20 protein-coding genes and 1 pseudogene are annotated in these 11,553 nt (G+C 43.3%); all 21 read left to right on the top strand.

Features of this window, described 5'->3' with window-relative positions:
* Window positions 1–389 (top strand): hypothetical protein (locus NTV63_02300; GenBank protein ID MCX6709765.1); only part of this gene is annotated, 389 nt, incomplete at its 5' end.
* 22 nt (window positions 390–411) lie between these two features.
* Window positions 412–648 (top strand): 50S ribosomal protein L29, encoded by a 237-nt coding sequence (rpmC, locus tag NTV63_02295; GenBank protein MCX6709764.1) that lies wholly within the window; start codon window positions 412–414, stop codon window positions 646–648.
* Window positions 645–950: a stress response translation initiation inhibitor YciH gene (gene yciH / locus NTV63_02290; GenBank protein ID MCX6709763.1), complete on the top strand. Its 306-nt coding sequence runs from the start codon at window positions 645–647 to the stop codon at window positions 948–950. The genes rpmC and yciH overlap by 4 nt, the downstream gene beginning before the upstream one ends.
* 5 nt (window positions 951–955) lie before the next feature.
* Window positions 956–1,216, top strand: coding sequence for a ribonuclease P protein subunit (locus NTV63_02285; GenBank protein ID MCX6709762.1), 261 nt, complete (start codon window positions 956–958; stop codon window positions 1,214–1,216).
* 30 nt (window positions 1,217–1,246) lie between these two features.
* Window positions 1,247–1,573, top strand: a pseudogene (locus NTV63_02280) (30S ribosomal protein S17).
* Between the two features lie 246 nt (window positions 1,574–1,819).
* Entirely contained in the window at window positions 1,820–2,206 is a 387-nt protein-coding gene (rplX, locus tag NTV63_02275; GenBank protein ID MCX6709761.1) for a 50S ribosomal protein L24, read from the top strand.
* The gene (locus tag NTV63_02270) at window positions 2,199–2,912 is read left to right on the top strand and encodes a 30S ribosomal protein S4e (protein ID MCX6709760.1); all 714 of its coding nucleotides are present in this window, start codon (window positions 2,199–2,201) and stop codon (window positions 2,910–2,912) included. Before rplX ends, NTV63_02270 begins: the two co-directional genes overlap by 8 nt.
* Window positions 2,913–2,934: 22 nt before the next feature.
* Entirely contained in the window at window positions 2,935–3,444 is a 510-nt protein-coding gene (locus NTV63_02265) for a 50S ribosomal protein L5 (GenBank protein MCX6709759.1), read from the top strand.
* 95 nt (window positions 3,445–3,539) lie between these two features.
* Window positions 3,540–3,695, top strand: a complete 156-nt coding sequence (locus NTV63_02260; GenBank protein MCX6709758.1) for a 30S ribosomal protein S14 — start codon at window positions 3,540–3,542, stop codon at window positions 3,693–3,695.
* 23 nt (window positions 3,696–3,718) lie between these two features.
* Window positions 3,719–4,108, top strand: coding sequence for a 30S ribosomal protein S8 (locus NTV63_02255; GenBank protein ID MCX6709757.1), 390 nt, complete (start codon window positions 3,719–3,721; stop codon window positions 4,106–4,108).
* A 26-nt stretch (window positions 4,109–4,134) separates the two neighbouring features.
* Entirely contained in the window at window positions 4,135–4,707 is a 573-nt protein-coding gene (locus NTV63_02250) for a 50S ribosomal protein L6 (GenBank protein ID MCX6709756.1), read from the top strand.
* A gap of 31 nt (window positions 4,708–4,738) precedes the next feature.
* On the top strand, window positions 4,739–5,335 hold the full coding sequence (locus tag NTV63_02245; protein MCX6709755.1) for a 50S ribosomal protein L32e: 597 nt from the start codon (window positions 4,739–4,741) through the stop codon (window positions 5,333–5,335).
* Between the two features lie 26 nt (window positions 5,336–5,361).
* The gene (locus NTV63_02240) at window positions 5,362–5,859 is read left to right on the top strand and encodes a 50S ribosomal protein L19e (GenBank protein MCX6709754.1); all 498 of its coding nucleotides are present in this window, start codon (window positions 5,362–5,364) and stop codon (window positions 5,857–5,859) included.
* Window positions 5,860–5,896: 37 nt separating this feature from the next.
* Entirely contained in the window at window positions 5,897–6,520 is a 624-nt protein-coding gene (locus NTV63_02235; protein ID MCX6709753.1) for a 50S ribosomal protein L18, read from the top strand.
* Between the two features lie 158 nt (window positions 6,521–6,678).
* Window positions 6,679–7,464 (top strand): 30S ribosomal protein S5, encoded by a 786-nt coding sequence (locus tag NTV63_02230; GenBank protein ID MCX6709752.1) that lies wholly within the window; start codon window positions 6,679–6,681, stop codon window positions 7,462–7,464.
* Window positions 7,461–7,820: an uL30 family ribosomal protein gene (locus NTV63_02225; GenBank protein ID MCX6709751.1), complete on the top strand. Its 360-nt coding sequence runs from the start codon at window positions 7,461–7,463 to the stop codon at window positions 7,818–7,820. The genes NTV63_02230 and NTV63_02225 overlap by 4 nt, the downstream gene beginning before the upstream one ends.
* An 18-nt stretch (window positions 7,821–7,838) precedes the next feature.
* On the top strand, window positions 7,839–8,399 hold the full coding sequence (locus NTV63_02220; protein MCX6709750.1) for an uL15 family ribosomal protein: 561 nt from the start codon (window positions 7,839–7,841) through the stop codon (window positions 8,397–8,399).
* A gap of 9 nt (window positions 8,400–8,408) precedes the next feature.
* Window positions 8,409–9,794: a preprotein translocase subunit SecY gene (gene secY / locus NTV63_02215; protein ID MCX6709749.1), complete on the top strand. Its 1,386-nt coding sequence runs from the start codon at window positions 8,409–8,411 to the stop codon at window positions 9,792–9,794.
* 47 nt (window positions 9,795–9,841) lie between these two features.
* Window positions 9,842–10,591, top strand: a complete 750-nt coding sequence (locus NTV63_02210) for an EMC3/TMCO1 family protein (protein ID MCX6709748.1) — start codon at window positions 9,842–9,844, stop codon at window positions 10,589–10,591.
* A gap of 56 nt (window positions 10,592–10,647) precedes the next feature.
* Window positions 10,648–10,917, top strand: a complete 270-nt coding sequence (locus tag NTV63_02205) for a 50S ribosomal protein L34e (GenBank protein ID MCX6709747.1) — start codon at window positions 10,648–10,650, stop codon at window positions 10,915–10,917.
* A 153-nt stretch (window positions 10,918–11,070) separates the two neighbouring features.
* The gene (locus NTV63_02200; protein MCX6709746.1) at window positions 11,071–11,469 is read left to right on the top strand and encodes a hypothetical protein; all 399 of its coding nucleotides are present in this window, start codon (window positions 11,071–11,073) and stop codon (window positions 11,467–11,469) included.
* Window positions 11,470–11,553: the final 84 nt, after the last annotated feature.

The following is an 11,553-nucleotide window of genomic DNA, read 5'->3' as shown; positions in this document are numbered from 1 at the left end:
AAGAGGTAATGGCTGCAGGCGCAATGGGAATTGAGATAATGCTTTCAGGAAAGATTCCGAGCAGCAGGGCAAAATCGTGGAGGGTATACGACGGCTACCTCAAGAAAGCCGGAGACATCTCAATAGAGAATGTCAAAAGAGCCATGAACAAGGCTGAACTCAAGACAGGAACTGTCGGAATAAAAGTAAGCATAATGCCCCCAGATGTAAAGATACCGGACAACATGAAGCTCATAGAAGAGATTGATGAAAAGACCATAACTGAGACAAAGGAAGGAAAGAATGTCGAAGAGAAAAAGGAAATAAAAGTCACAGAAGGGAGCGAAGACAATAAGTCTGAGAAAAAGCAGAAGAAGGCACCCAGGAAAAAGGAAGAGAAGAAAGAGTAATCACTTTTAAGACGAGGATAAAATGGCGCTCAAAACAAAGGAAATCATGGCAATGGAAAAGTCAGATATAGAGGCTAAAATCCTGGAACTCCGGAGAGAGCTGATAAAGCTCAACGCCCAGGTGCACACGGGAACAGTCCCGAAGAATCCGGGGCAGATAAAAGCCATGAAAAAGACAATCGCAAGGATGCTGACAATAATCAATGCGCAAAAAAACGCAAAAACTTTACAAACCAAGGAGGAAAGTAAAAAGGCATGAACATATGTCCAGTCTGCGGCCTGCCTAAAGAGCTCTGCGTCTGCGAGACAATCGCAAAAGAGACCCAGAGAATAAAGGTCTGCCTCGAAAACAAAAAGTTCGGCAAGAACTACACTGTAATAAGCGGGATTGATGAGAAGGAGATTGACATCAAAAAGCTCATCAAGAAGCTGAAAACAGAGCTTGCGTGCGGCGGAACAGTCAAAGACGCAAGGATAGAGCTTCAGGGCGACCATCGGCACAAGGTCAGGGATGTCCTGAAGGAGTTTGGCTTTCCCGAATCAAGGATAGAAGTCAGATAAGAAAAATGGGAGACGCGCTTAAAACCGAGCTCATAGGAAGGGAAATAACAGTTGAGAGCGCAAAAAACAAATCTCTCATTGGGATTTTCGGGAAAGTCACAGACGAAACAAAAAATATGCTTTTCATAGAAACTCCAAAGGGCGAAAAGAAGATAATCAAGAGCGAATGCATCATCGCATTTGAATTTGAGGGAAAAAAGGCAACGATTGACGGAAAAGACATCGCAAAAAAAGCAGAGGAAAGAATTTCAATAAAGAAAAAGTGATCCTTTCAAAATTCCAAGAAGGCAATAATCATGGATAACAAGACAAGAAACATCGGAATCGACGTGAAAGCTCCAGAGAAGGAGTGCAATGACAGACACTGCCCTTTCCACGGAGAGATAAAGCTCCACGGAAGGATATTCAAGGGGACAGTCCTTTCCAGCAAGGCGCAGAAGACAGTCACAGTCAGGATAAAGAGGCTTACATACATCACAAAGTATGAGAGATACGGAAAGAAAGAGACAAGGATTTACGCTCACAACCCCGAATGCATAGATGCAAAGAAGGGCGATCTCGTAAAGATAATGGAAACGAGGCCCATCAGCAAGATAAAGAACTTTGTCGTTGTTGAAAAAATAGGGCACGAGATAGAAGAGGACATCAAGGCAGTTGAGGCAGAGGAAGAGGCAGAGAAAGCAAAGCGCCAAGCGGGGAAAGAGTCCAGTTTGAGGACAATGCAGCAGTCGTCCTTAAGGATGACAAGGGAAACCCAAAAGGCACAATCTTCAAGGGTGCAATCGCAAAGGAAGTGTGCGAGAGATGGCCGGCTGTAGCAAAGATAGCCAACATAATTGTATAATCACAAAAAAACAAGGGAAAAAAACATGAGATCAAAATTTTCAGCTAACTGGAATTCAAGCATAAAGGCAAGAAAACAGAGGAAGTTCAGGCATAATGCGCCACTTCACATAAAGAGAAGGTTCCTCTCATCCCCGCTCTCAAAAGAGCTCAGGAAAAAATACGGCAAGAGAAACATAATTGTAAGAAAGGGCGACAAAGTCAAGATAACAAGGGGAAAGTTCAATGAAAAAAACGGCTCTGTCGAAGAAGTCAGCATAAGAAAATCAAGGATATATGTTACCGGAGCAGAATTCACAAAGAAGGACGGCACAAAGGCAAGGGTTGCACTTGACGCCTCAAAGGTAATGATAACCGAGCTTAACCTCAGCGACAAGAAGAGGAAAGAGATATTGGAGAGAAAAAATGAGTAAGCGACTTAAAAGGCTCGCCATGCCTAACACATGGCCCCTAAGCAGGAAAGGCTCAAAGTATGTAACAATCCCAAATCCAGGACCCCACTCAATGAAAAGGGGGCTTGCACTCAACTCAATAATAACTGAAGTGCTGAATTGGGCGAATACTGCAAAAGAGGCAAAGACAGTTCTTAATTCCGGCTACATTTCAATCGACGGAAAAGTGAGAAAAGACCCCAAATTCTCAGCCGGGCTGATGGATGTAATGAAGAACAACAAAACCGGGGAGATATACCGTGTTCTTCTCAACAAAAAAGGGAAGATTTGCCTTTCACCAATATCAGAAAATGAGGCTTCAATAAAGCCGTGCAAGATAATAAGGAAGCAGATGTTTTCGGGGAACAGGATACAGATAACACTGCACGACGGAAAAAACATCCTCACTGACAAGAAGGATTACAACGTCGGAGACACCCTGATAATCAAAATTCCAGAAGTCCAGATAATGAAGCACCTGAAGATTGAGAAAAACTCATTCGTGATGATAACCGAGGGAAAGCACACAGGCGACTATGGGATAATACAGGTTATAGTCGGAGAGCAGTCAATAGAGCCGACAAAGATAATCCTTAAGACAAATGACAAGGAATACGAGACCTTGAAGGAATATGCATTTGTAATAGGCGAAGGAAAAAACTCGGAAATAGCAATTAAGCAGGAATAAAAATCACAATAAGGAATTAAAAATGGCAAATACCATGAAAAACATAAGGATAGAGAAGGTAACCCTCAACATCGGAGCCGGAAAAAGCCCCGAAAAGCTGGAGAAGGGAATAAAGCTCATGGCTCAGATATCGGGAAAGAAGCCGATAAAGACAATAACAAACAAGAGAATCCCGACATGGGGACTCAGGCCAAAGCTCCCTATAGGATGCAAGGTAACCCTCAGGAAAAAATACGCAGTTGAAATGCTCAAACGACTGGTTGACGGCGTGGACAAGCAGCTGAAGAAAAGCCAGTTCGACAATGAGGGAAATGTATCTTTCGGAATAAGAGAATACATCAATGTGCCAGGAGCAAAATACGACCCTGAAATCGGGATAATGGGATTCCAGACATGCATCACTCTTGAAAGAAGCGGCTTTCGGATAAAAAAGAGAAAGCTGTGCAAGAAAAGGCTTCCAAAGCAGCACAAGATATCCCAGGCTGAAGCAATGGAGTTCATGGAGAAGAATTACGGAGTCAAGATAAATTAAATTCCTAAGGAGGAATAATAATGACAGTAGGATACTATAAGAAGATTTTGAAGCAGCTCAAGGGAAAGCCTGTTAAAAAGGCAAGATTCCTGAAAATGAGCGCCCCAAAGGTCAGGGAGCACGGGCTCTCAACAAAAAAGTGCGAGAGATGCGGAAGGACAGGAGCGCACATCAGTAAATACGGGCTCAACATATGTAGATTCTGCTTCAGGGAAATCGCAACAAAAATAGGCTTCAAGAAATACAATTAAAATGATTTTCAGGTGGAAAAAAAATGCTGAATGATACCGTGGCAAATCTGCTTTCAAAGATGCTTAGCTATGAGAAGGCGGGAAAAAAGGAATGCACAGTAAAGCCGATATCCAAGGTTGGAAAGAGAGTGCTTCAGATATTCAAGGACAACAACTACATTGAGGACTTCAATGAAGTTGCTGATTTAAGGGGAAGTTATGTAATAATCAAGCTGAACGGCAACATAAATGCCTGCAATGCAATAAAGCCGAGGTTTTCAGTAACCCTGGGCACATATGAAAAGTTTGAGAAAAGATTCCTTCCTGCAAGGGAATTCGGAATACTCATAATCTCAACCAATAAGGGAATAAAGACTCACGAAGAAGCAAAGAAGGAGAAGCTTGGCGGAAAGCTTATTGCATACTGCTACTAAATCCAGATTCAACGGAGCTTTTTAAAATGGAAAACACGGAAGCGAAAAAGGAAAAGAAGAAGGGAATCACAGAAAAAATTGAAGTTCCTGAAAAGGTAGAAGTAAGAATAGAAAACGGGACATTTTTTGTTAAGGGCCCAAAGGGGGAAACAAGCAAGATTCTTTCAAGCCCGAGGGTTCAGATAAAAAAGGAAGGGAACAGCATAATCATACACTCAGAAAAGGAATCAAAGCGCGACAAGACCATGGTTTACAGCTTTGTATCCCACATTAAAAATCTCTTTTTAGGAGTCCAGGAACTCTACATATACAAGCTCAGGGTGTGCTCAAGCCACTTCCCAATAAAGGCGGCTGTATCGGGAAAGGATTTTGTGATAAGCAATTTCCTCGGAGAAAGAAAGGCAAGGAAAACACCGTTATACCCGGAAGTTAAGGTAACCGTTGACGGAAACACCATAATTGTCGAGGGAGTTAACAAGGAAAAGGTAAGCCAGCAGGCAGCAAACATAGAGCGCATCTGCTTCATAAAAAACAGGGACAGAAGGGTTTTCCAGGACGGCGCATACATATTCGAAAAAGCCGGAAAGAGCATAATGTAAGGCAAATTAAATCACAATCAAAGGAAACAAAATGGCAGCGGCAAAAAACAACACGAACAGGAAAAAAATCCAACTCGCCCTGAGAGAGGCGCAGAAGAGGAAAAGGCCAGCATTCACCAGGCACAAAGCCCACAAGAAAATCAGGCTTCACAATCACTGGAGATACCCGGAGGGAATACACAACAAGCTCAGGCACAACAAAGCCGGGTACGGAAAAATGGTCAATCCCGGATACAGGAGCCCGGCAGAAGTAAGGGGGCTGCACAAATCCGGGCTTGAAATGATAATTGTGTGCAATGCAAAAGAGCTTGAAAAAATAAAAAAGGAAGAGCAGGGCATAATCATATCCTCATCAGTCGGGATGAGAAAAAGGCTTGCAATAATTGATGCTGCCAAGAAGGCAGGGATATCAATACTCAACCTTGACGGAGACAAATACGCTGAAAAGGCAAGAAAGATATCTGAAGAAAAGAAAGCCGAAGAGAAAAAGCGCGAAGCGAAAAAAACTGAAGAGAAAAAGGAAGCTCCAAAACAGGAAAAGAAAGAAACAGAAGAAGAAATCTCCCCTGAAGACAAGAAGGAAAAGGAGAGAAGGGAAATAGAGAAAGAGCTTATCTCAAGAAATTAATGATAAAAAATCAAAAAGTGATATAAATGGACCTGAAAGTGCAGAAAAGAATCGCGGCAGAAATCCTTAAGCGCTCTCCAAAGAGAGTCTGGTTTGACAGCGAAAGGCTTGATGAAATAAAGGAAGCAATAACAAAGGGAGACATAAGGGCTCTCATCTCTTCAGGCGCCATAGTGAAAAAGCAGGCGAAAGGGGTTTCCAGGGGAAGGGCAAGAGCAATACTGTCCCAGAAAAGAAAGGGAAGGCAAAGAAACAAGGGCTCTGTCAAGGGAAGGTTTACAGCAAGACTTCCTGGAAAGAAGGCCTGGATGAACAAGGTAAGGCTCCAAAGAGAACTCCTCAAGGAGCTCAAGGAAAACGGAGCAATAGACAGGAAGACATTCAGGGAATTATACTTAAAGTCAAAGGGCGGACTTTTCAGAAGCAAGAGGCACATGAAGCTCTTCATAGAAGAGCATGCTCTCGCACTTAAGCCGGAAGCCAAAAGGGCTGCACCTATTGAGCAGAAAAAAACCGGGCAGTAAAAAAGGATAATTGCCGTATCAACAAGGGATAATCAAGATGAGAAACACCAAAAGAACAATGGAATTCAGAAGGAAGAGGGAAGGGAAGACAAATTACCCAAAGAGGCTTAAGCTTCTCTCATCAGGAAAGCCAAGGCTCGTTGTAAGAAAAACCCTGAAAAACATTCATGTCCAGCTTGTAAGCTACTCTCCTAAGGGAGATGTCATAATCTGCTCTGCTGATTCAAGAGAGCTTTTGAAATACGGATGGAGCTTAAACCGGGGAAACATAAGCGCAGCATACCTGACAGGACTTCTCCTCGGAATAAAGGCAAAGGGAAAAATCAAGGAGGCAGTGCTTGACATTGGGCTGCAGGAATCAGTAGGCGGCTCAAGGATTTACTCAGCACTCAAGGGAGCGCTTGATGCAGGAATGTCAATAAACCATTCAGAAGAAATACTTCCAGACGAAAAGAGAATAAGCGGCGCTCATATAAGCGCATACGCAGCAAAGCTCAAGAAGGAAGACCCTGAGAAATTCAAGAGATTCTTCTCATCATATGAAAAAAGCGTCCCTGACCTGAAAATTGAAAATGTTTTTCAGAAGGCAAAGGAAGCAATAATGAAGGGAGCAGTTTCTGCATCAAAGGCAGATGCTAAAAAACAGGTCAAGTCAAAATAAAAACTGAATAATACTTTTTTGGAGTGAATAAAATGGCTAAGGAAGGCACAGAAAACAAGGAAAAGAAGGCAAGAAAGAAGCCTGCAAAAAAGGAAGAAACAGAAGAGAAAAAGATGGAACCGGAAGTCATAAAGACAGAAGAAACGCCGCTCGTGGTAGTGCCTGAAGAAGAAACAGCCGAGATTCTTGAAAAAAAGGAATTCATAAAGGACTCATGGAGCCCAAAAACAGGGCTAGGAAGAAAAGTCAAAAACGGCGAAATCACAGACATAGATTATATTCTTGACAGAGGAATGAAAATACTTGAACCTGAAATAGTTGATGCGCTCCTCCCCAACCTGAAGATGGACCTTATAATGGTGGGGCAGGCAAAGGGAAAATTCGGAGGCGGACAGAGAAGGGTTTTCAAGCAGACGCAGAAAAAAACTCCCGAAGGCAACAAGCCTCATTTCGGCGCATATGTCGTTGTAGGAAACGAAGACGGATATGTCGGAGTTGGATACGGAAAGGCAAAGGAAACTGTCCCCGCAAGGGAAAAAGCCATAAGGAACGCAAAGCTTTCAGTCATGAAAGTAAGAAGGGGATGCGGCTCATGGCAGTGCGGATGCGGAAATTACCACAGCATTCCGTTTGCAGTAGAGGGAAGATGCGGCTCTGTAAGAATCAAGCTCATACCTGCGCCCAAAGGAAAGGGGCTGTGCGTAACAAGAGAGTGCCAGAAGATTCTTGCGCTCGCAGGAATAAAAGATGTCTGGTCAAAGATGATTGGACAGGGAAGAAGCACAATAAACCTTGTAAACGCATCAATGGCAGCGCTTCATAATCTAACAGCCATGAAGACAGGCTCAATGGCGTCAAACAGAAACAAATTCATAGAAGGCAAGATAAAGGGCGAAGAAAAACCATCTGCTGAAATTAATGCCGGGGAAGGGGAAGAACAATGAGCAAGATTGCAGTCATAAGGATAAGAGGGTGCGTAAGAAGCATGCAGCAAACAATAGACACTCTTAACATGCTCGGGCTCCAGAGAAAAAACAGCATGATAATATTTGAAAAGAACGACTCAACCATGGGAATGGTGAAAAAGGTAAAGGACTTTGTAACTTACGGCGAGATAGACGATGCCCTTGCAAAGTCAATAGCAGAAAAGAGGCCTGAGCAGAATGAAAAGGGATTCTACCGGCTCAACCCGCCAAGGGGCGGATTTGAAAGAAAAGGGATAAAGACAGGATACTCAATCGGCGGAGCTCTCGGATACAGGGGAGCAGATATGGCTAAGCTGATAAAGAGGATGCTTTAAGGCACGCGGTGAATCATAATGACCACAAACAGAAGAAAGAAGAACTCAAGGCAGAGAGGCTCAGGCTCACACGGATGGGGCTCAAAGAAGAGCCACCGGGCGAGCGGAAGAAGGGGAGGGGCAGGATTTTCAGGAACCGGAAAGAGAGGAGACGCAATGAAGCCCTCAATCTGGAAAGACAAGGATTTCTTCGGAAAGCACGGATTCACAAGGCACCCTTACATATGCCACATAAAGCCGATAAACATAAAATTCATAGAAGAAAGCCTTGAAAGGCTTCTTTCAGAAAAGAAGATTGAGAAGAACGGCGACAAGTATCACATTAATCTCGAAAGCCTGGGCTTCAACAAGCTGCTTTCAGAAGGCGCAGCAAAGCACAAATTTGTGATTACCTGCGAAATGTCAAGCGAGAAGGCTGCTGAGAAGATAAAGAAGGCGGGGGGAGAAATCCTCATGCCTGCCGCTTTTTTGAAGAAAAAGCTTATGGCAAAGAGCGCAAAAACAGGGGCGCCAAAGAAAAAAGAAGAGGCAGGACCAGATTCAGAAGATGAAGAAGAATTTGAAGAAAAGGAAGAGTGAGCTAAAAAAATGGTCAGCCAAAAATTAGTAGATCTGTTCTCAAACCTGCCGGAAGTAAGCGCTCCAACGCAGAAAAAACTGCAATTCTCAGAACGCCTCAAGTGGACTCTTGTAATGCTTGTGGCATTCTTCATTCTCGGAATGATTCCCCTCTTCGGGCTCGGCAACAACGCCCTCCAGCAGTTTGAATACCTTTCAATAATCCTTGGAGCAGAATTCGGCTCACTGGTAAGCCTTGGAATAGGCCCAATTGTCACAGCATCAATTGTGCTTCAGCTCCTCACAGGAGCAGGCATAATGAAGCTTGACCTGCCAAAGGATGAAAACAGAAAAGTCTTTCAGGGGCTCCAAAAAGTCCTTTCAATCGCGTTCATAATATTTGAGGCGGCAATCTATGTTTACATGGGGGGACTCTCGCCGATTGAGGGAAGCTCATTCGGGATAATGAGGCTCGCGCTGGTTTTCCAGCTCTTCCTCGGCGGAATGCTTATCCTATTTATGGATGAGGTAACAAGCAAGTGGGGATTCGGCTCGGGAATATCCCTCTTTATCGCAGCGCAGGTTGCAAAGAGCCTTTTCATAACTGCATTCTCCCCATTAAAAAGCCCGACAAACCCTGAGGTTTATGTCGGAGCAATCCCGACACTTTTCAAGAGCCTCGCAATAGGGGACCCGACAACAGCAATGCTTATGCTTGCTGCAGTTGTCTTTACAATTATTGTGTTTGTAATAGCAGTTTACGTTCAGGCAATGAAGGTTGAGATTCCCCTTTCATTCGGAAGAGTGAGAGGTTATGGAATAAGATGGCCATTAAATTTCATTTACACAAGCAATATTCCGGTAATACTCGTTGCTGCACTGCTTGCAAATGTCCAGCTTTTCGCAAGGCTCTTCCAGAACTGGGGAAAGCCCATTCTCGGAACCTTTGTCGGAAATTCACCCTCAACAGGGCTTGTTGCGTGGCTGAATGCGCCAAACCTAGTGGGAAAGATGATAACGGGAAGCATAACCGGGCTTGACCTTGCGCATTCGCTGGTATACATACTTTTCATGATTGGCGGAGCTGTGCTGTTCTCAATATTCTGGGTGCAGACATCCGGAATGGACTCAGCAAGCCAGGCAAAGCAGATAATGTCATCGGGGCTGCAAATACCCGGATTCAGAAGGGATGAAAGAGTGCTTGAAAGGGTGCTTGACAGGTACATAATGCCTCTCACAATAATGGGCGCCATAGTTGTCGGATTCCTCTCTGCAATGGCAGATCTTTCCGGAGCGCTATCAAGAGGGACAGGAATTCTTCTTGCAGTGATGATAATATACCAGTTGTATGAGAAAATAGCAAAGGAGCATGCAATGGACATGAATCCCATGCTCAGGAAATTCATAAAGGGATAAAAAAACAGTTTTTGACTTTTTTATCTTCTTAAAACAGGGACAAAAAAATGATAACTGCAAATGCAATATTGGACCCGGTATTCATGCCTATCCTTAAGATAAGCCCCCTTCTTGCAATAGCCGCAATATCCTTTTTGATCACACTGATAATAACATTCATCTACAAGTGGACTACAAACCAGAAGCTCATGAAAGAGCTGAAAGACAAGCTCGGGAGCTACCAGCAGCAGATGAAGGAAGCAAAAAACGACCAGAAAAAGCTCATGCAGATGAATGCAGAAGTCATGAAGATAAACGGCGACTACATGAAATATTCCCTGAAATCCACCCTGATAAGTTGGATTCCGATACTCATCATATTTGCGTGGATGTCCTCAAACCTTGCATATTATCCAATAGCGCCGGGGCAGGAGTTCAACCTCACTGTAAAATTCGCTCCGGGAACAACAGGGAACATGTCAATAAGCGCAACACCCAATCTTTTGATAGCAGGCGAAACCACAAGACAGATAGAGAACAGCATGGTGCAGTGGACTGTCTTGGGAACAGAGGGGGATTACACAATTGACCTTGACTTTGAAAACAGCACATACCAGAAAAAAGTCAAGATAACAACGGGAACCAAATACGAGGCGCCAGTTGAGAGAGGAACAGGCAAAATAAAGTCAATTGAGGTAGGCAATAAGCCCATTGTTGCAGTGAACATATTCGGGCTGAAGCTCGGATGGTTCTGGACATACTTCATCCTCGCAATATTCTTCAACAGCATGCTGAGGAAACTGCTTAAGATTTATTAAAATCAGGGCGCAATAATCAAAAATTTTTTAAATAGAGCATAAACTTCGGAGTTAAAATGACACAACCAAGATTCAGGGCAAGGACATTCAGGAGAGTATTTAGAAAGGCTCCTGGCGGAAGAATATTGCTTCACCATGAGAAAAGGAAGAACAGCGGCGGAAAGTGCGCAATGTGCGGCGCAAGCCTCAACAGGGCAAAGACAACAGCAGCCGCAATGAAGAAGCTTCCAAAGACAGCAAAGAGGGCTGAAAGGCCTTATTCAAACCTCTGCCCGAAATGCATGAGGGAAGTGCTCAAGGAAAAAGCCAGGCAGGTTTCAAAATAGGTTTTTACTTTTAATAATTTATAATAAATAAACAAAAAAACAATTAAAGAAATATCTCTTTTAATCAAATGTGAAGGCTTCCGGCGACAGAAGCAGGGATGAGATTAGGAAGAGGTTAAAAGGGCTATTTCTTAAAGAACAGGGTGGTTAACCATGATGGAAATAGGACAGGTATGCATGAAAATAGCAGGAAGAGACGCAGGAAGAATCTGCGCAGTAATAGACAATGTGAATGAGAGCTTTGTCATCATAGACGGGGCAACAAGAAGGAAGAAGTGCAATGTAAGGCACCTTGAGCCAATCCCAAAAAAGATAAGCATAGTGAAAAATGACACTCATGCAAATGTTGCTGGCGCGCTTAGAAGCCTTGGATTTGAATTCGCAGAATTTTCAAGCAGCAAGAACGAGCATCCCAAGGCAAAGCCATTAAAGAAAAGAGCCGGCGCTTCAAGAGAAAGAAAGGCAGAAGAGAAAAAAGAAGAGAAGAAAGAGCCAAAAAAGGAAGCCCCGAAGAAAGAAAGCGCAACGCAGCCAAAGAAAAAGGCAGAATAAGCTGTTTTTCCTGATTAATTTTTTATTTTATTAATCTAAAATTATTAAAATTAGGGTATTATAATTATTCTATTGATTTATTTT

The organism is Candidatus Woesearchaeota archaeon, assembly GCA_026394965.1.
GTDB lineage: Archaea > Nanobdellota > Nanobdellia > Woesearchaeales > 0-14-0-80-44-23 > JAPLZQ01.
This window is presented reverse-complemented; position numbering and strand designations above follow the sequence as displayed.

What these genes read in the sequence shown, in the direction of transcription:
- rpmC (MCX6709764.1), top strand. Translation starts at nt 412, where the DNA reads ATGGCGCTCAAAACAAAGGAAATCATGGCAATGGAAAAGTCAGATATA.
- yciH (MCX6709763.1), top strand. Translation starts at nt 645, where the DNA reads ATGAACATATGTCCAGTCTGCGGCCTGCCTAAAGAGCTCTGCGTCTGC.
- NTV63_02285 (MCX6709762.1), top strand. Translation starts at nt 956, where the DNA reads ATGGGAGACGCGCTTAAAACCGAGCTCATAGGAAGGGAAATAACAGTT.
- rplX (MCX6709761.1), top strand. Translation starts at nt 1,820, where the DNA reads ATGAGATCAAAATTTTCAGCTAACTGGAATTCAAGCATAAAGGCAAGA.
- NTV63_02270 (MCX6709760.1), top strand. Translation starts at nt 2,199, where the DNA reads ATGAGTAAGCGACTTAAAAGGCTCGCCATGCCTAACACATGGCCCCTA.
- NTV63_02265 (MCX6709759.1), top strand. Translation starts at nt 2,935, where the DNA reads ATGGCAAATACCATGAAAAACATAAGGATAGAGAAGGTAACCCTCAAC.
- NTV63_02260 (MCX6709758.1), top strand. Translation starts at nt 3,540, where the DNA reads ATGAGCGCCCCAAAGGTCAGGGAGCACGGGCTCTCAACAAAAAAGTGC.
- NTV63_02255 (MCX6709757.1), top strand. Translation starts at nt 3,719, where the DNA reads ATGCTGAATGATACCGTGGCAAATCTGCTTTCAAAGATGCTTAGCTAT.
- NTV63_02250 (MCX6709756.1), top strand. Translation starts at nt 4,135, where the DNA reads ATGGAAAACACGGAAGCGAAAAAGGAAAAGAAGAAGGGAATCACAGAA.
- NTV63_02245 (MCX6709755.1), top strand. Translation starts at nt 4,739, where the DNA reads ATGGCAGCGGCAAAAAACAACACGAACAGGAAAAAAATCCAACTCGCC.
- NTV63_02240 (MCX6709754.1), top strand. Translation starts at nt 5,362, where the DNA reads ATGGACCTGAAAGTGCAGAAAAGAATCGCGGCAGAAATCCTTAAGCGC.
- NTV63_02235 (MCX6709753.1), top strand. Translation starts at nt 5,897, where the DNA reads ATGAGAAACACCAAAAGAACAATGGAATTCAGAAGGAAGAGGGAAGGG.
- NTV63_02225 (MCX6709751.1), top strand. Translation starts at nt 7,461, where the DNA reads ATGAGCAAGATTGCAGTCATAAGGATAAGAGGGTGCGTAAGAAGCATG.
- NTV63_02220 (MCX6709750.1), top strand. Translation starts at nt 7,839, where the DNA reads ATGACCACAAACAGAAGAAAGAAGAACTCAAGGCAGAGAGGCTCAGGC.
- secY (MCX6709749.1), top strand. Translation starts at nt 8,409, where the DNA reads ATGGTCAGCCAAAAATTAGTAGATCTGTTCTCAAACCTGCCGGAAGTA.
- NTV63_02210 (MCX6709748.1), top strand. Translation starts at nt 9,842, where the DNA reads ATGATAACTGCAAATGCAATATTGGACCCGGTATTCATGCCTATCCTT.
- NTV63_02205 (MCX6709747.1), top strand. Translation starts at nt 10,648, where the DNA reads ATGACACAACCAAGATTCAGGGCAAGGACATTCAGGAGAGTATTTAGA.
- NTV63_02200 (MCX6709746.1), top strand. Translation starts at nt 11,071, where the DNA reads ATGATGGAAATAGGACAGGTATGCATGAAAATAGCAGGAAGAGACGCA.